The sequence below is a fragment of the Pantoea sp. MBD-2R genome, assembly GCF_039134845.1.
Lineage (GTDB): Bacteria > Pseudomonadota > Gammaproteobacteria > Enterobacterales > Enterobacteriaceae > Erwinia.
In genome coordinates this window covers 2,895,146-2,913,004 of the sequence record NZ_CP152417.1, presented here as the reverse complement: position 1 = coordinate 2,913,004, position 17,859 = coordinate 2,895,146, and the positions used below count along the sequence as shown (strand labels likewise).

Genomic DNA, 17,859 nt, shown 5'->3' with positions numbered 1-17,859 from the left:
ACACTATGAAAAAAATCAAAATGAGTACCATCAGCACTGCACTGCTTCTGGCGGGTATGGCTGCTTCAGTGCCTGTACATGCTGACGAAACCATCCTGATCGGTCTGGCGGGCCCACTCACGGGACCTTCAGCGCGTATCGGCAAGGATTTGGAGAACGGTGCTCAACTGGCGATCGATGATGCCAATAAAGCGCACCCGACCGTGGGTGGCAAAGCTGTGACCTTCAAATTGCAGTCGGAAGATGATCAGTCTGATCCACGTGTTGCGGTTGCCGTTGCACAGCGCTTAGTTGACAGCGGTGTGGCCGGGGTGGTGGGACACTGGAATACAGGAACCAGTATCCCTGCCGCGCGGATTTATCATGATGCTGGCATCGCGCAGGTGGCTCCGGTCGCCACAGGGCACGCCTACACGCAGCAAGGCTTTGATACCAGCTTCCGCGTCATGGGTCATGATGATGATGGCGGTAACTATGCAGGTCAGTATGCAGTTAAAACGCTAAAAGCGAAGCGTATTGCAGTCATCGACGATCGCACTGCTTTTGGCCAAGGGCTGGCGGATGAGTTCATCAAATCGCTGGAATCGCAGGGCGTCAAAATCGTTGACCGCCAGTATGTGGACGATAAAACTGTAGACTTCAGTGCAGTACTTACAGCTATTCGTAGCAAAAATGCTGACCTGGTGTTTTTCGGAGGCGTTGACAGCCAAGCCGCACCGCTGGCGCGCCGCATTAAACAGCTTGGCATGAACGCAACATTAATGGGTGCGGGTGGGTTTGTTAGTCAGACCTTCCTGACACTGGCGCAAAAAGAAGGGGACGGTGTTGTTGCGCTGGAACCAGGCTTACCGGTAGATCAAATGCCGGGTGGTAAAGCCTTTGAGCAAGCTTACCAGTCTCGCTATCACACTCACATTGAACTGCATGCGCCATTTGCCTACGACGCTACACGCGTGTTGATTGCTGCGATTGAAAAGGCCAATTCTGCGGATGCAAGCCAATACCTGCCGGTACTGCGTAACATCAATTATTCCGGCGTGAGCGGACAAATAGCCTTTGATGCGCAAGGCAACCTCAAAAATCCATCCTTCACTGTTTACAAAGTCGTGAACGGTAAATGGCAGCCACAGACCGTCGTGGGTGGTGCTGCGAAGTAACGGGAGAACATAATGAGTTGTCATCAAAACGAAGAGCTGGGCATTCTTGCCCGGCGTAAGATTGAAGCCGAAATTATCAAACCGATTTATGACGTCCTGGTGCGAGAGCTCGGGAAGGCTCAGGCGCAAGCGCTGATTGGAGAAGCCATTGAAAGCGCGGCTATCCAGGCGGGGCAAGAGTTTGCCAAAAAAGAGCCCAAAAAGGCAGATCTGCGAAGTTTCGTCAATCTGCAATATCTCTGGGAAAAAGACAATGCATTAGACGTTAAAGTGCTCGATGACGACGGGCAACGCTATAACTATGACGTCACCCGCTGTCGCTATGCCGAGATGTATCACGAGATGGGCTTAGGCGAGATTGGGCATCTCCTTTCTTGTGCGCGGGATGACAAGTTTATTGTCGGTTATGCACCTGAAGTTGAGCTAACGCGCACCACCACAGTGATGTCTGGTGCGCCGCGTTGTGACTTTCGCTATCGGGTAAAATCATGAGTATCACAGCCCGTATCAACGCGCAACGACTGTGGCAATCCCTCGAAACCTTTGCCACTTTTGGTGCGACCCCTGCTGGCGGTGTGACGCGTCTTACGCTAAGTGAAGAAGACCGTCAGGGGCGAGATACCCTGAAGCGCTGGGCCGCTGAAGCGGGTTTTTCCTGCGAGATTGATGAGTTGGGTAGCATGTTCATCAGACGCCCCGGTAAAAATGCCGGGCTGGCGCCCGTCATGATCTGCTCTCATGCTGATTCACAACCGCAGGGAGGCAATTATGATGGTGTCTATGGCGTACTGGCCGGGTTGGAGGTGTTGCGCACCCTCAATGATCACGAAATCCAAACCGAGCGCGATATTCTGCTGGTTAACTGGACCAATGAAGAGGGCGCGCGATTTGCGCCAGCCATGTTGGCCTCGGGAGTTTGGGCCGGTGTCTTCTCTAAGGCCTTTGCACTGAGCCGCCTGGATAGTGCGGGTATCTCCGTTGCTGAGGCGTTGGAAACGATCGGCTATCAAGGTCGTCACAAAGTACAACCAATTGACCTTCATGCCTGCTATGAATTGCATATTGAACAAGGCCCGATCCTCGAAGAAACTCGCACGGATATTGGTATTGTTCATGCCGCCATGGGGCAGCGATGGTTTGAAGTCACCCTTCAGGGTTTTGCCGCGCATGCGGGCACCACACCAATGGATTTACGTCAGGATGCGATGTGCGGTTTTGCGGAAATTGTGCTGGCTGTCGAGAAGATTGCACAACAAAGCGGCAAGGATGGTCGGGGTACAATTGGCATGTCTCGGGTGGTGCCTAATTCCCGTAACGTTGTACCGGGTGAAGTTTTCTTCACCGTTGAGTTTCGTCATCCTGAATCAAAGAGTCTGGAAGTCATGGAATCAGGTTTGCATGATGCACTGAACACATTATCCCATCGTCATCTGACAGTTCACGTTGAGAAAATTTTTGATTATGCACCGATTAAGTTTGATCAGTGTTGTGTGGCTCGCATTGAAAAGGCGGTGGAACATTTGGGGTTCAGTCATAGCAATATGGTCTCCGGGGCCGGCCATGATGCTTGTTATATTCAACATGTAGCACCCACGGCTATTATTTTTATTCCTTGTGTAAAAGGCATTAGCCACAACGAGGCAGAAGCTATTTTGCCAGAATGGTCAGAGAAAGGGGCTAATACACTCTTTCGAACGATTATCATTGCGGCGAATGAAAGCGAGTAAATTCTCGTTAACTTAATATGCGTTAGCAAATTAAAACATATGCTTCGCATTATTAAGCATTTTGTCTGATTTAATGACCTGTTGATAATCGGCTGCTGACTCTTAATGTATGCCGATAAATCAATGATAAATGTCTCAGGGATAAGTAAATCGTTTCGCGGCTTCCAGGCACTCGACAATATCAGTTTCCATGTGCAGCCACGAGAGGTGGTATCCATCATTGGCCCGTCAGGTTCGGGAAAGTCCACGCTTTTACGTACGTTGAATCTTCTGGTCCTGCCCGATTCGGGGAAGATTTCAATCGGTAACGCATCTATAGATGCACAGCATGTCCAGCGAAAACAGATCAATACGCTGCGCAGTAAAAGCTCAATGGTATTCCAGCATTACAATCTTTTTCGAAATAAAACCGCACAGGAAAATATTACTGAGGTCCTGCGTTTCGCTAAAAAACTAGGTCGTAAGGAAGCGGATGAAAAAGCCCTGGAATATCTCCATCTTGTCGGGCTGCATGATAAAGCGTCATCATATCCGGCGATGTTATCGGGAGGGCAACAGCAGCGGGTGGGAATTGCACGTGCGCTCAGTCTGGAACCTGAAGTCATTCTGATGGATGAGCCCACTTCCTCACTCGATCCTGAAATGCGCCGCGGCATATTAAAACTGATTGCCGAAATTGCGACGCAGAATATCACCCTGGCTATCGTGACTCATGAAATGAATTTTGCCCGAGAAATTTCAGATCGGCTCTTTTTTATGGAGCAAGGCAGAATCATCGCTCAGGGTGCACCCGATGAGATCATTCAAGGTGATGTGGGAAGCCGAATTGACGCCTTTGTAAACGACTACGAAATATAAGTCAGGAAACTAGACCATGAATTTTGACCTGATCTATATGTTCAAATTGATTCCCGCCATTCTGGGCTATCTGCCAATCACTTTGCTGATCTCGGGAGCTTCAATCATTGTAGCCACCTTACTGGGTTTGCTACTCGCGCTCATGCTGCGTGGCGGAAAGCTACTGCGTGGTGTCGCTCGGCTGTATATTTCCTTTTTCAGAGGCACTCCAGTACTGGTTCAATTACTGATTATCTATTTTGGTTTGCCACAACTATTTCCAGTATTGAATTCCGTTGGGCCCGTTTACGCGGTTATCGCCGGATTGAGTTTTAACACTGCTGCATATTTGGCTGAGATATTCCGCGCGGGGATTGATTCAGTGGACCGCGGGCAAATTGAAGCTGCACTGGCTAGCGGCTTAAGCCTACCCGTTGCTTGCTGGCGCATTTTGTTTCCGCAAATTTGTCGCAATGCGATCCCGGCAACAGGCAACATGTATATCGGGCTGATTAAAAACTCCTCACTGGCTTTTACACTCGGTGTCACCGAGTTGCTGTCGGCAGGAAAACTTGAAGCCACTGCCTCGCTTAAATTCTTCGAAGCTTATACCGCTGTTGCATTGGTCTATTGGGGAGTGACCTTCCTGCTCTCATTACTGCAGCGGCAACTGGAAACCCATCTGGGCAAACCCTATCAACAATAATTCAGGAGTCGGTATGAAGTTAGGCGGATTGGTGATGTGCCTGTGTGCAGCAGTGTTGTTGAGCGCATGCGATCAAAGTAAGCAGACGAGCGATGCTCAGGATGTATTGCGTGTGGGTGCGACACCAGATGGTTACCCACACTACTTTAAGGAAGGCGGTGAGCTTAAGGGCTTCAGCGTCGATGTGCTGAATGCGGTCGCGAAGAAAGCGGGACTCAAAGTTGAGTGGGTTACTTCAGATTGGGTCGGTGTGCTGGGCTCTCTCCAGACCGGAAAAGTGGATACCGTGGGTAACTTCGCCGACACACCAGAACGTCGTAAAGCCTATAATTTTTCCACACCTTATTACTATTCAGCGGCACAGCTTGCAGTCAGTAAAAACAATAACTGGGTGCATGGCCTGAGCGATTTGAACGGTAAAACCGTGGCAGCGGAACTGGGTTCTAACTACGCCAACGTATTAAAGGAGTCAGATCCTGAGCATAAAATCAATCTGGTGACCTATGAAGGCAGGGACGTGGTGGTGAATGCGGTCGCGCAAGGTAAAGCCGATGCATTTATTTCAGGCCAGGTCATCCTGCTGGGACAAATCAAACAAAAAGGACTGCCACTTAAAGTCGTAGGCGAGCCTTTTGGCGTGCGTCAGGTGGCATTGCCGTTCCGCAAAGATGCGCAAGGAGACAAGTTACGGAAAAACGTGGATGCTGCGCTCGACCAATTGCGTAATGACGGTACGCTAAAATCCATTTCGGAAAAATGGTTTGATCAGGACCTCAGTCACGCGCCAGCAGGAGGGCAGAATTAATCATGTCCTCTTTACACCTCGCCTTGTTTCTCGAAACCACCGGTTGCCATTATGCGGGTTGGCGTATGCCCTCATCTCAACCTGTACCGCATCCCGCTGATTTCAAACAGCTCAAAGCGTTGGCGATGCAAGCCGAGCAGGCAAAGTTTGATCTGGTGTTTATGGCCGATAAATTGTCGGTCGATGATATCTATGGCAATCATTTTGCCGAAGCCGTCACCCACCGTGTCACCGAACGGCCCGATCCTTTTTCGGTGCTCTCTGCATTGAGTGCGGTCACGGAAAAGATCGGCCTCGCGGGAACGATCTCAAGTTCCTTCGCTAGCCCGTTTGCGGCGGCACGCACGCTGGCGACGCTTGACCATCTCTCTCAAGGCCGAGCAGGGTGGAATGTGGTGACTTCAACCAGCGGAGGTGAAGCCAGGAACTTTGGGGTGCCGTTGCTGAGCCATGATCAACGCTACCATAAGGCCGATTCCTTTATTGAAGCGGTGTTCCGCTTATGGGACAGCTGGGAGGATGGTGCCATAGTGGGCGATCGAGAAAAGGGAATTTATGCCGATGCCCGTAAAATTCATTACGCTGACATCAGCAACAAATGGTTCAACGTGCAAGGACCGTTAAACCTCTCGCGCGCTCCACAGGGCCGCCCGGTAACGATTCAGGCTGGTGGGTCAGGGGCCTTTACCGAGCTGGCGGCCCAGCGCGCGGACGCCATTTTTGCTTCGGAAAAGCCCAGTCTTGCTGCAGCGCAAGCCTACTACGCAGCAATCAAAGCCAAAGTTGTGCAGTATGGACGCTCCGCCAATAGCCTAAAAGTATTGCCGGGGTTGCAGCCGATTATCGGGGCGACACAAAAGGAAGCAGACGAGTTACTGGCTGAACTCAGTCAATTGCATCATCCCCTGGCGACGCTGACGCACCTTTCAAACACCATGGATTATGACTGGTCACAACACTCACTGGATGAAGCCATGCCGGATATTCTCCCCCATCTAAGTCGGCGTGAACGTTTTGCTCCGATGCTGGATCACGCAAGAGAGCAGGGCATGACGCTGCGTCAGTTCACGAAATGGATAGCGAGAAGTGGCTTTATTGTGGCAGGCACGGCTGAAAGCCTCGCAGAGCGCATGGCGCTTTGGTACCAGCAGCGTGCAGTGGATGGATTTGTGATCATGCCACCCTGGCCCGGGGCGGCAGAGGCCTTTTTTAATCACGTTATTCCACTTTTACAGGAAAGAGGAATTTTCAGGGAAGTCTATGAACACGACACTTTACGCGGCCATTTGGGTCTGCAGTGAACCGTTCTGAAAGCTGGGTACTGCAGGCCAAAATGTGTGCCGCGCTGATCTTAAAATCCTAGCGCTTGCCCATCACGTCGGCTGTCGCTGGCCGCGACATAGCCGTGGTCAGGACTCTCTGAAAGTCGCCAGATAAACTGCCCGGCACCGAAATCCATGTAGGGATCGTAAATGGATTTCAACTGATGTCCGCGATCCTTTAGTTGCTGTGTCACATCAGTGTCAAAACGGTTTTCCAGGTCCAGTGTGAAATCGCGATTCACTTTCCAGCGTGGAGCATCGCAGGCAGCTTGCGGTTGTTGCTGATAATCCAGCATGCGAACCACCGTTTGCACATGCCCCTGTGGCTGCATATCCCCGCCCATTACGCCGAAACTCATCTGTGGCTGACCATTTTGCGTGAGGAACGCCGGAATGATGGTATGGAAAGGGCGTTTACCCGGCGCTAGCACATTGGCTGATTTAGGATCGCCAGAAAAACCTGCCCCCCGGTTTTGTAAGCTGATGCCATATTCCGGCACCACCACGCCTGAACCAAAGCCCATATAGTTAGACTGAATAAAGGACACCATCATGCCGCTCTCATCTGCGGTGGTCAGATAAACGGTACCACCGCTGCGCGGGATCCCCGCCACGGGTAAGCTGGCGCGAGAAATATCAATCTGGGCAGCCCTCTGTTTAAGATAGGTGGGATCCAGCATCTGCTCCGGCGTGACTTCCATTGATGTTGGGTCAGCCACATAACGGTAGACATCTGCAAAGGCCAGCTTCATGGCCTCGATTTGTAAGTGCTGGCTATCAACGCTGTCCAGCGGCAGGCTGGCAAGGTCAAAGTTTTCCAAAATGCCCAGCGCAATCAGTGCGGCAATACCCTGTCCATTGGGTGGGATTTCATGCACCTCATAGCCACGATAAGACTGGCTGACCGGTGTTACCCATTCTGGCTGATAGCGACGTAAATCTTCTAATGTCAGGTTGCCGCCGGTTTTTTGTGCCCACTTCACAATTTTTTCGGCTAATTCTCCCTCATAGAAGGCTCGTGCGCCTTGGTCAGCAAGAATGCCCAACGTTTTTGCCGCCGCAGAAAAACGAAACGCTTCCCCTACTTGGGGCGCACGGCCATTTGGCATAAAAGCGTCTGCAAAACCTGGCTGCTCCGCCAGAATCGGGACGGCTGCCCGCCATTTCTTGGCCACCATGGGTGCGACCGTGACGCCACGCTCGGCGATCTCTAATGCGCTCTGCATTAAACGGGAGAAGGGCAATTTGCCAAATCGGCGATGCAGTGCATCCCAGCCGGCGATGGCTCCCGGTACAGTAACGGAGTCCCAACCGCGTTCGGGTCTATTTGCGTGTCCGCTGGCATTGTCACCATAACGTTGACGGAAATAGTTGAGATCCCACGCGGCAGGGGCAGGGCCGGACGCGTTGAGACCGTGCAATTGCCCATCTGCCCAGACAAGCGCAAAGGCATCGCTGCCCAATCCATTAGATACAGGCTCGACGATGGTTAAGGTAGCTGCTGTCGCGATAGCAGCATCTACCGCATTACCGCCCTCCAGCAGGACTCGGTTGCCTGCCTGGGCAGCCAGCGGATGCGAAGTCGAAACCACGTTGCGCGCAAAAACAGGCGTACGTGCGGTCAGATAAAGGTTTTCCCAGTTAAACGCCATGCTCTTTCCTCTGTTGCACACGCTCTTCAGCGGTGAGTTGCAATGCCCGTCGGTCCACTTTATTGGTTCCGGCAAGGGGGAAACCGTCGGTCAGCCAGATATGACGCGGATGCTGATAGGCGGGTCCATGCGCTAAAGCCCATGCTTTAAGCGCTTGGGGATCCAGTTGCTCACCCGCGCGTGGAATGACCCACGCAACCGGTTTTTGCCCTTTGATATCATCTGTCACCGGTACGACACAGGCTTGTTGTACCTGCGGATGGCTTTCGAGCAACTTTTCCACCTCACCAGGCCAGATGTTTTCGCCACCACTGACAAACATGTCATCATGGCGACCGACAAACCAGTAAAACCCCTGCTCATCACGGCGGAAAACATCCCCTGTGATGTACCAACCGTCAGATGTAAAAGGAGGGGAGACATCAGGCCGTTGATGATATCCCAGCATCAGCGCTGGGCTTTTCATCTCTAATACGCCTTCTTGTGCGGGTTTATCCTTTCTGCTCTGCAGTCTCACGCTAATGGCGGGATGAGGATAACCCGGTGATCCCGGCGGTGTTGGCAAACCATCAGGATGCGAACTGAAGACCACCGGTCCAGCCTCGGTGGTGCCATACGCATTGATAATGCGCGCTTGTGGTAACCACTGACGCAGTGCCTTGTAGAGGCTATCGCTGACGGGTGCTGAACCCATGCGAATCACCCTTACGCAGGAGAGATCGACTGAGGCTAACAATGCTTTTTCCTGCAACATCATCGCCAGCATGGGGGGGACGGCCGTCAGCCAACTGCATCGGTAGCGATCAACCGCTTGTAAATAGGCTCGGGCTTCAAATTGCGGCAGCAGGACGGTGGTGACATGGCTGACGAGCGTTAATAACGCCAGCGCAAGGGCATTCATATGATAGAAGGGCGCCGCAATCAGCACTTTCTCGCCCGTCAGTTCCTGCGCGGTCAACCGGGTTTGTACTACCCAACGGTGACTGGCGTGGGTTAAACGAACGCCTTTCGGCATGCCGGTAGAACCCGAGGTATAGAGCATTAAAGCCAGATCATCGGCCTTGGGAAGCCAGGCGGTGAATTCACCGTTACGTTCCAGCGTAGTCAGCGCGCTGCCAAAAGCTACCTGTGGCAAATCCGTACTGACGCGTGCAAGTTGATCGCTGTCACCCAGCAGCAGTTCGCTGCCGCTGTCAGTGAGAATGCGTTCAATCGTGCTAACCGGAAAACGAAAATTAATCGGTACCGCCACCAAACCCGCGCGCATGATGCCCAGCAGGCAAGCAATATACTCAATCGAGTTACGTGCCAGAAGCGCAACGCGGCTCCCTGCTGGCCACCCGTACTGTTGCAAGCCAAGTCCGATGGCATCTGCACGGGTATTTAACGTGCGGAATGTGATGGTATTTTGTCGCTCATCCTGCGGCATCAGAAACGCGATCCGATCGCTTTCACGCAGGCTAGCGTGAAACACGCCGAGGTTTTCTGGCCAGTCTAAAAATGTCTTGTTAGTCATCGGTAAACTCCAGCACCATTTGCAGAGCCGGAATCGCAACACGAAGTTGTCCTGTACGCTGCTCATGCGGAAGGCCAATCGCTGCTGCCACTTGTGATACCAGTGTCAGGTCTCGCCCCGAAATCTGTATGGCAGCAAACCAGCTTTCACGTTCAGTCGCCAACGGCAGCAGCACACCGTATTCTTGGTGCCATTCCACTGGACTGATGACGTGTAAAAGATCGGTTTGCCCAAGACGCGCGTATTGCTGTGCGGTGGCGACAACCTCTTTTGCGACCACAATCAGCGACTTTATTCTGCCCGGCTGAAGCCATTCGTCACGCCAGACCCACTCAGGGGTATGGTGCTGACAAAAGTAAACACGACCTGCGCTAAAGCTACCGGCTTGCAGGCGCATCGTGCTGAAGCGTGCTTCGCCACTGGCCTGAGCGCTGACCACCTCTCGTGAGAAGTGTTGTACCGGTTGTACGGCGAATCCTGACTGACGTAGCGTATTTTCAGTTTGGGCGGCATCTGTCGTGGCAAACACTAATCCATCAATACCGACCGGGCTCTCCAGGAGTTCGCGTCGCAAGGGGTCGCGCTGATCTGGCAGACCAATCAGCTCCAGATAATGATGCTCAAACATGATCAGATGATTAATCGACCCCAGGCTGTGATATCCGCGCGGGGTTAAGTGGAAGCCCAGGTTTGCAAACAGCTTTGCGCTGTCATCCAGCGCAAAATGGCTATTAATCACCAAATGATCCAATGGCAGGATCATGCTACCCCCTGTGTGACCGGCGTGGCGTAAAGACCCCGTCCGCTTGCGACCAGTCGACCTTCCGCATCATGGATCCAGGCTTCCGCACTGGAGGCGAGTTTGCCGTGTTTGATGACTTTGGCGCTTACCGTAAGATCACCGCGTGCAGGGCGATGGTAATCCACGTGCAGATTCAGCGTTGGCACGCCTTTTTGTGTCCAGGCAACCAACGCCCAGTCAGCTGCAAGGTCAATCAGCGTCGCCAGAATTCCACCATGAATGTAGCCACCCGCAGGATTGACCACAAACTCAGCGCGAAACGGAACCTGTAGCGTAATTTCCCCTTCCGCTACGTTGAATACTTTCAATCCGAGCCATTGATGATAGGGGCCTTGCAGCAGTTTTTGTTCGACTTCATGTGCATTCATGACTGAGCTCCTGATGAGGGATTAACAATGACTTTGCCGAGCACTTCACGGTCGCGAATCAAACGTAACCCTTCAGCGGCTTGTTCAAGAGGTAAAACGCGATCGATTAATGGTGTAATCTGGCCGTTGGCAACCATGTGCAGCAGCGCGGTTAAATCTTCCTTATAGAAACTGTTTGAGCCTTTGATATTCAGCTCAAAACTCCAGACATAACGTAAATCTTCTTTTGGGTCGTAACCCGCAGTTGCACCACATACCAGTAGCGTACCGCCGCGTTTCAGGCACTTCAGCGAGGGGCGCCAGGTTTCTCCACCGGTAAAGTTAATCACCACATCAACGCCCCCTTCATGCGTGCGGCGCTGCGGTTTTCCATATTTTTCGATCGCCCAGCGCGAGAAGTCCTGCTCGCGATAATTCACCACATGGTCGGCACCTAAAGCTTTCAGCGCTGTGGCTTTTTCATCACTGCCCGCACAGGCAATCACTTCCGCACCAAGGTGTTTCGCCAGCACCACACAGGCCGTGCCAACACCGCCGCTGGCGCCTAAGATCAGCACCTTGTCACCCGCTTTCACGGTATTGTGGGTTATTAGCATACGGTGCGCCGTGCCATAGGCCACGGGCAGGGCCGCCGCATGTTCGAAGCTCACCTTTTCAGGGATGGCTATCAGCTGGCTGGCCTCAACCAGCGCATACTCGGCCATGCCGCCATCAATCATCTCGCCCATCAAACCGACGCCGGGTTTCAGTGGATTCACCAACACGCGATCGCCGATGGCCCAGTCAGCGACATCCTCACCCACGCTGGCGATGGTGCCGGCTAAATCCAGCCCTGGCACAACCGGCAACGGAATCTTGATGCCCGGCATGCCCTGAACGGTGAACACATCGTGATAGTTGAAAGAGGAAGAGTGAACCTGCACCACCACGTGGCCCGCCTGGACAAGTGGCTGGGGCTTGTCAGGATCAATCTGCAATTGGTCAAGGTCGCCGTGTTGGTTTAATACCAGCGCTTTCATGAGTTGTACTCCGGTTTAGTTCAGGGTTTTGGATTGAAGGTAAGGGCGGTTATCAAACAGCTGATTGTTCAATGCACCTTTGACTGCGCCGCTACTGAGCAGTACCGCATGCTCACGCTTCAGCGTGTCAATGTCGGCTGTTTCAAATGACATCTGGTTCATGCGATCCCACAGGCCGACATAGGCACGGGCCTGGTCTTCCGGCAGATTTGCTTGAGTCTGAAGAATTTTCACGACCTGGTCGGGATGGGTGCGGCCCCACGCCAGCGTGTCACGCAAGGCGGCAATAACCTGGGCAACGGCTTCAGGGTGCTGTGCGATCAGCTCGCTGCGTGCGGTGCCGACGCCGATATACGGCAGCGCATCGCTATGGGTAAGCTTTTTCCATTCGTCGGCATAGGTCGCGATGACGCGCAATTTCAGCTCTGGAAGTTGCTGAACGGTCAGCGTACGCAGGGCTGCGGCATCAATTTGTTTTTGCGACAAGAACTGCGCGAGGCGGGACTCGTTGCCACCAATCAAGGCAAAGTCATTGGCCGTGATGCCGGCATTTTCTTGTAACAGAGTGGTGCCAATTACCGCCACCGATGAGCCTGCCGGAGACATGCCTATTTTTTTACCTTTCAACTGAGCTAGCGAGGTAATGGGCGAACCTTGCGGCACAACAAAGGCCACGTCGGCGGGCTGGGTAGCGGCAATGATTTTGACCGGCACACCTTCTGAAGCCATGCTAAATACGCCAGCAACCGGTGCGCCGAATGCTAAATCAATCGATCCCGAAGCTAATGCCTTTAACGGTGCGTTTACATCCGGGAAATGCACGAACTCTGCATCGATCCCGCGCTTCTTAAGAAACGCCTGGTTTTCAAGCACTGCGCCGTAACCGAGGCTGACGCCCGAGGTCCAGTATCCGATACGAATTTTTGTGTTGGCAAAGCTAAGCTGCGGCAACAGCGTGGCCAGCAGCGTGAACAAGACAAGCAGCTTTTTCATGACATACCCCTGATGAAAAGAATGAGTTATATGCGTTTTTTCCAGCGGAAAAGGTGTCGCTCCAGTGGCTTCAACAGACCACCTTCCAGCAACAACATCAGTGCGACGAGTAGTAGTGTCCAGGCGAAAACCTGGCTGGTTTGCACCAGGTCGCCGGCCTGGCGCAGGCGGTAACCGATCCCATCCGATGAACCGAGCGTTTCAGCCACCAGAGACACGCGCCAGCCGAAACCAAACGCCAGACGCGCACCGGAGAAGAAGTAGGGCAAAATTGAAGGAAAATAAATTTTTGACAGCAGTTGTCTGCGGCTCATGCGGAAACTGTGTGCCAGCTCCACAAACTGGGTTTCCACATTCAGCGCGCCCTGCCAGACGTTGGTTAAAATCAGCGGCATCGCTGTCATAAACACCACGAACACCGTGGTGGCGTCTGATATGCCAAACCAGATGATGGCAAAAATGGCCCAGATGGCTGAAGAGACCGTATTGAGGACTGCCAGCAGCGGTTCACAGAATCGTGCGACACGCGGATTGGCACCGAGCACCAAGCCGCAAAGCGTGCCGATAAGTGCGGCCAGCGCAAAACCTGACACCACACGCCCCAACGTTACGCCAATGTCATGAAATAAGGTGCCGGTATGCCACAACCCAAGCAGAGCCTGCCAGGTCGCACCAGGGCTGGGTAAAATAAACGTCGGCAGGTGCTGCGAACCTTGCCACCATGCCAGCAGAAAAATACCCATCAGGACCAGACGTTGGATGAGCAGACTGAGCGTGCGTGAAAGTAATGTCATTTCACACCTCCAGCCTGAGCAAACGAATCTGTTCATTGACGTCAGGGAGAGTGGCAATGCGCGGTCGCGGTAAGGACAATGCCGTTTGCGAGTGAATACGACCTGGGTGCGGCTTCAGCACAACGACCCGATCGGCTAATACAACGGCTTCTTCAACATCATGCGTCACGATAATAATGGTCATTGCCGTTAGCGCCTGGATGCGTAAGAGTTCGTTGTGTAGCGTACTGCGCGTTTGAGGATCAAGACGTGAAAAAGGCTCATCCATCAGCATGATTTGCGGCTGCACCACCAGGCTGCGCGCCAGCGCAACACGGCTGCGCATGCCGCCAGACAATTGATGAGGCCAGTGCTGGGCATAATCTGCGAGTCCCACCAGCTTTAAAGCATCACTGACGCGTTGCTGCTTCTCAGATTTGCTCAGTGCGCTATTTTCCAGGCCAAAATGCACGTTTTGTTGGACTGAGCGCCAGGGTAGCAGTCTGTCCTCCTGAAACAAGTAGGCTACCTGTTGCCATTGCTGAAAATGCTTCGCTGCTGTTCCCTGAATAAGAATGTCGCCACCATCGGCATCAAGCAGACCGGAAATGAGATTGAGCAACGTGCTTTTTCCACCTCCAGAGGCACCAAGCAGAGCGACAATCTCTGCATTTTGAATGCTTAATGAAATTTTTTCCAGAACAGGCTGGTGGGCGAAGGATTTACTGACATCCTTTAACTCTATGGCCGCGCTCATTCAAATATCTCCCGCGGCAACACAGGTAATAAGGTGCCTTTTTTGCTCAGGGTGGCATATATTTTTTCCAGCGTCATCGCCTGGAAAGTCTCAATATGTCGGCGTGCAATAGTTTCAACGCGTTTTGCATCACCCTCTATAAACGCCTCAATCATGGCATTATGGTCATGTTTAATTTCGGGTTTAATTCGCTGAACATTAAATCCCAGTGCCACCAGGCGCGACATTTCATCCATCAGCCCTGACAAGGTATTAATCAGGTGTTGATTGCCCGTTGCTTCCGCGATGGTGAGGTGAAAGCGTTTATTAGCATTCATAAAAACATCGATGCGCGTAGAGAGCGGAGCAGCCACTTCAACGCGGCACTGCGCTTCCAGCGATTTAAGCAACTCAATATCCACTTTCCCCACAGCAAGGCGTGCTGCAAGCGGTTCGAGCGCGGCGCGCACCGTGAAGATCTCTTCTACGTCTTGCACAGAAACCGGTGCAATGCGATAGCCCTTGCGCGGTCGGGAAACGACAAGTTTTTCATGGCTTAGTCGGGTCAACGCCAGACGAATCGTGCTCTTACCGGTGTTATAACGCTCCATTAATTCAGATTCAGTCACCAGCGATCCCGGCAGCAAGCGGCAGGTCAATACATCGCGGCGAATCGTATGGTATGCCTTATCACTTAGAGATAAAAAATCAGTCACGCTGGCCTCTCAGTATGCCCTTGTGAGCTGCTCACAGGGCGAGGTTGAAGAGATGAGTTAGCGCATTCTTAATTAAACATATCGTCATTTCCTAATAATTAAATCAGTAATCTAATCTATAAAAATGCATAGTGTGGGCTGCTCACACACAGACACTTAGCATTTTACTGATTAAATTCGCTTTAATTATTCTGAGCATCCCACTTCATCCAGGAAATGCACATAAATAGATAAAGTTATTTGTTCTTGATTCAAAATCACTCCTTTACCCTGGTGACCAATACTCATTACCCAGGAAATAAAATATGCGACTGCAGTGGGTTTTATTTTCGCTTTTATGTGCAGGTGTTGTTCCGGCTAAAGCGGTTGATAATGTAACGGTTGCGCTGGCTATACCCTTAGCCGTACATGATGGCGCACCTTACGCGGCAGCACAGGAATTGGGACTGTTTAAGCAACAGAATCTGGCGGTAAATCTGGTGGTGTTCCAGGGTGCTGGCGCTTTATTACCTCAAGTTGCCAGCAAGCGCGTGACTTTTGGTTTTCCTGTTTCAGAGCCGGTGATATCCAGCTATTTCAGCGGCAAAAATCCTCTTCCGTTACGTTTTTTCTATAACGGCACGCCATCACAAACCATGGAATATGCGGTTTTAGCCGACTCACCCATTAAAACGCTATCTGACCTCAAAGATAAAAATATTGGTGTAGGCGCACTGACGTGGGGCACGATTCCTAACAGCAGAGCCGCGCTTAAGGTGGCAGGATTGCAACCCGGTAAAAATGTCCAGTTCGTCGCCGTAGGAGCGCTGGGATCAGGATTTGTTGCTTTACGGAATAAGCGGGTCGATGCACTGAATTTTAACAGTAGCTGGGACGATATTCTGGAATTGTCGGGAACACCGATTCGACGTATCGCTTACCCTGACGTGTTTCAGGAAAGTGCCGGCAATGGCTTTATCGCCCATGAGGATACCTTTAAAGATAATCCGGATCTCATCCGCCGCTTCGGCCGTGCCTATACCGAAGCGCACTATGTGTGTGAAATCAATCCAACCTATTGCGTGCAGGCGTTTTGGCGCCAGAACCCGGAAAACAAGCCGGCAAATGCCGATGCCAAAGCACTTGCTGATGCAACCACGCTTCTTTCACGCCGTCTGCATCGCACGCTTTATAGGGAAGACGGCTCGCGCCGGAGACCGGGTGAATACGATCTGAAAATGATCCGTTCTTCTGTCACCGCCATGGCCCAGGCCGGTGAGTTCCCCAGCGCTGACGTACCCGTCGATCGCATCTTCTCGAACCAGTTTGTCGCCGCTTTTAATGACTTTGATAAGCAAGCCCTGAAAAAACGCGCCGAGGAGGCAAAATGAGCGCTCAATTATTCATCGACCATCCCGACGATTTGATTGATCGAGCACGCCAGATTCGTGCAGTGGGTCTGGCTGAAGGCGTCGCCACGCTGACCACTGACTTTGTGCATGCTGATGGCAGCATCTGGCAAAGTGTTGCTCGCTTTGATATCGATGGATCGGGGGTGTTAAATCTCGACACGGCAGCACCGATTGAAGGGGACTGGTCGCTAGCGGAACCGGGAGCATTCATTTGGGCGTTGCGAAAGCAATCTGGACCTAACGATCCCAGTTCAAGTGAAAGTCTGGCGCCGCGCGAATTGAAATTGCAGCTGCATGATGCGAAAGGTGAGGTCGCTACGGCAACACTTACGCAGCGTATTCTCGCGGACGGCGTTGTCCGACGCGAAATCCGCGAGCAAGGATTGTCTGGCACGCTGTTCACGCCGTCAGGCACCGGGCCTTTCCCCTTGGTCATTGTGCTTAATGGTTCTGGCGGCGGTATGCCTGAATCCCGTGCGGCGCTGTTTGCGGCGCAGGGTTATCAATCACTGGCACTGGGATATTTCAAAGCGCCAGGCAGACCTGATTACATATCCGAAACGCCGCTTGAGTATTTTGAGCAGGCGCTAATTTGGGCTCGGCAAGCATTACAGCCGCGAGCTGACTTTATCGCGGTGGCAGGGCACTCACGAGGCGGTGAGCTGGCGCTGCTGTTAGGTGCAACTTATCCCGATCTGGTTTCAGCGGTGATGGGTTATGTGCCGAGTGCTGTAGTGCACGGCACATTACGTGCTGGACGCCCAGACGAGCCAAGAGATGCCATCGCCTGGACCTATCAGGGGCAACCTTTACGCAACATCTGGCAGGACAACCCCGCAGCGGATTGGCATGCTTTTGATCATCCACCGCAGCCCGGTGCACCTATCCGCCAGGCGCCTGCATTCGTGGCTGTTGAGCAACACGCTGCCAGCCTGACAGCTGCACGCATCCCTGTTGAGCGTATTGCCGGACCGGTGCTGCTCATCTCTGGCAGCGATGACGGGTTTTGGCCTTCTCGTGACTATTGCCGTCGCATTGAAGAAACGCTGCGGGCTCATCGGCATCGCTGGCCTGTGGAACATGTGGAGAATAACGGTGCGGGCCACGCCATTGGCTTTCCTGGTGTTCCGACGACTGACATCGCGCGTGTGCATCCGGTGGCCGGCGTTGTCATTGATGGCGGTGGCACCGCGCTGGAAAATGCACGAGCCAACCAACGTAGTTGGGAGCGGGTACTGGTATTTTTAGCTGCTGCAACATCGGCTCAGTCATGATTGAGGCACTGCAACTTCGGGATATTGAACTTACATATCCGACACGTCGCGGCACGATCCAAGCC

Annotated in this window: 18 protein-coding genes; 9 read left to right on the top strand and 9 right to left on the bottom strand. The window is 52.6% G+C overall.

Annotated features, from left to right (window positions below; all coding sequences use genetic code 11):
* Positions 1–5: 5 nt before the first annotated feature.
* From AAGQ96_RS13540 to AAGQ96_RS13510, 7 genes are all read left to right on the top strand, one after another.
* On the top strand, positions 6–1,157 hold the full coding sequence (locus tag AAGQ96_RS13540) for a branched-chain amino acid ABC transporter substrate-binding protein (protein WP_342753822.1): 1,152 nt from the start codon (positions 6–8) through the stop codon (positions 1,155–1,157).
* A gap of 12 nt (positions 1,158–1,169) precedes the next feature.
* Positions 1,170–1,649 carry an L-2-amino-thiazoline-4-carboxylic acid hydrolase gene (locus AAGQ96_RS13535; RefSeq protein WP_147198719.1) on the top strand — a complete coding sequence of 160 codons (480 nt, stop codon included), beginning with the start codon at positions 1,170–1,172 and terminating at the stop codon, positions 1,647–1,649.
* Positions 1,646–2,884, top strand: coding sequence for a Zn-dependent hydrolase (locus AAGQ96_RS13530; protein ID WP_342753821.1), 1,239 nt, complete (start codon positions 1,646–1,648; stop codon positions 2,882–2,884). Before AAGQ96_RS13535 ends, AAGQ96_RS13530 begins: the two co-directional genes overlap by 4 nt.
* 105 nt (positions 2,885–2,989) lie before the next feature.
* On the top strand, positions 2,990–3,742 hold the full coding sequence (locus AAGQ96_RS13525; protein ID WP_342753820.1) for an amino acid ABC transporter ATP-binding protein: 753 nt from the start codon (positions 2,990–2,992) through the stop codon (positions 3,740–3,742).
* Between the two features lie 16 nt (positions 3,743–3,758).
* A complete protein-coding gene (locus tag AAGQ96_RS13520) occupies positions 3,759–4,427 on the top strand; it encodes an amino acid ABC transporter permease (RefSeq protein WP_097096885.1) in 669 nt (222 codons plus the stop codon).
* A 13-nt stretch (positions 4,428–4,440) separates the two neighbouring features.
* Positions 4,441–5,232: an amino acid ABC transporter substrate-binding protein gene (locus tag AAGQ96_RS13515; RefSeq protein WP_342753819.1), complete on the top strand. Its 792-nt coding sequence runs from the start codon at positions 4,441–4,443 to the stop codon at positions 5,230–5,232.
* A gap of 2 nt (positions 5,233–5,234) precedes the next feature.
* Positions 5,235–6,533, top strand: a complete 1,299-nt coding sequence (locus AAGQ96_RS13510) for an NtaA/DmoA family FMN-dependent monooxygenase (protein ID WP_342753818.1) — start codon at positions 5,235–5,237, stop codon at positions 6,531–6,533.
* Between the two features lie 50 nt (positions 6,534–6,583).
* On the opposite strand, the gene ggt is transcribed toward AAGQ96_RS13510, so the two are convergent.
* Genes ggt through AAGQ96_RS13465 form a run of 9 tightly spaced genes read right to left on the bottom strand, consistent with a single transcriptional unit; the run spans position 6,584 to position 15,129 of the window.
* A complete protein-coding gene (gene ggt, locus AAGQ96_RS13505) occupies positions 6,584–8,206 on the bottom strand; it encodes a gamma-glutamyltransferase (RefSeq protein WP_342753817.1) in 1,623 nt (540 codons plus the stop codon).
* The gene (locus AAGQ96_RS13500; RefSeq protein ID WP_342753816.1) at positions 8,196–9,722 is read right to left on the bottom strand and encodes a class I adenylate-forming enzyme family protein; all 1,527 of its coding nucleotides are present in this window, start codon (positions 9,720–9,722) and stop codon (positions 8,196–8,198) included. The genes ggt and AAGQ96_RS13500 overlap by 11 nt, the downstream gene beginning before the upstream one ends.
* Entirely contained in the window at positions 9,715–10,485 is a 771-nt protein-coding gene (locus AAGQ96_RS13495; RefSeq protein WP_342753815.1) for a VOC family protein, read from the bottom strand. Before AAGQ96_RS13495 ends, AAGQ96_RS13500 begins: the two co-directional genes overlap by 8 nt.
* A complete protein-coding gene (locus AAGQ96_RS13490) occupies positions 10,482–10,892 on the bottom strand; it encodes a PaaI family thioesterase (RefSeq protein ID WP_097096891.1) in 411 nt (136 codons plus the stop codon). The genes AAGQ96_RS13495 and AAGQ96_RS13490 overlap by 4 nt, the downstream gene beginning before the upstream one ends.
* Entirely contained in the window at positions 10,889–11,911 is a 1,023-nt protein-coding gene (locus AAGQ96_RS13485) for a zinc-binding dehydrogenase (RefSeq protein WP_147198713.1), read from the bottom strand. The genes AAGQ96_RS13490 and AAGQ96_RS13485 overlap by 4 nt, the downstream gene beginning before the upstream one ends.
* A gap of 15 nt (positions 11,912–11,926) precedes the next feature.
* Positions 11,927–12,904: an ABC transporter substrate-binding protein gene (locus tag AAGQ96_RS13480; protein ID WP_097096893.1), complete on the bottom strand. Its 978-nt coding sequence runs from the start codon at positions 12,902–12,904 to the stop codon at positions 11,927–11,929.
* A gap of 26 nt (positions 12,905–12,930) precedes the next feature.
* Entirely contained in the window at positions 12,931–13,698 is a 768-nt protein-coding gene (locus AAGQ96_RS13475; protein ID WP_342753814.1) for an ABC transporter permease, read from the bottom strand.
* A 1-nt stretch (position 13,699) separates the two neighbouring features.
* Complete coding sequence (locus AAGQ96_RS13470; RefSeq protein ID WP_147198710.1) at positions 13,700–14,434, bottom strand: ABC transporter ATP-binding protein; 735 nt, start codon at positions 14,432–14,434, stop codon at positions 13,700–13,702.
* Complete coding sequence (locus AAGQ96_RS13465) at positions 14,431–15,129, bottom strand: GntR family transcriptional regulator (protein WP_342753813.1); 699 nt, start codon at positions 15,127–15,129, stop codon at positions 14,431–14,433. The genes AAGQ96_RS13470 and AAGQ96_RS13465 overlap by 4 nt, the downstream gene beginning before the upstream one ends.
* A 305-nt stretch (positions 15,130–15,434) precedes the next feature.
* On the opposite strand from AAGQ96_RS13465, the gene AAGQ96_RS13460 reads away from it, so the two are divergent.
* Together AAGQ96_RS13460 and AAGQ96_RS13455 are read left to right on the top strand one after the other, a co-directional pair.
* Positions 15,435–16,499, top strand: a complete 1,065-nt coding sequence (locus tag AAGQ96_RS13460) for an ABC transporter substrate-binding protein (RefSeq protein ID WP_342753811.1) — start codon at positions 15,435–15,437, stop codon at positions 16,497–16,499.
* Positions 16,496–17,794 (top strand): acyl-CoA thioester hydrolase/BAAT C-terminal domain-containing protein, encoded by a 1,299-nt coding sequence (locus AAGQ96_RS13455; RefSeq protein WP_342753810.1) that lies wholly within the window; start codon positions 16,496–16,498, stop codon positions 17,792–17,794. The genes AAGQ96_RS13460 and AAGQ96_RS13455 overlap by 4 nt, the downstream gene beginning before the upstream one ends.
* Positions 17,795–17,859 lie beyond the last annotated feature (65 nt).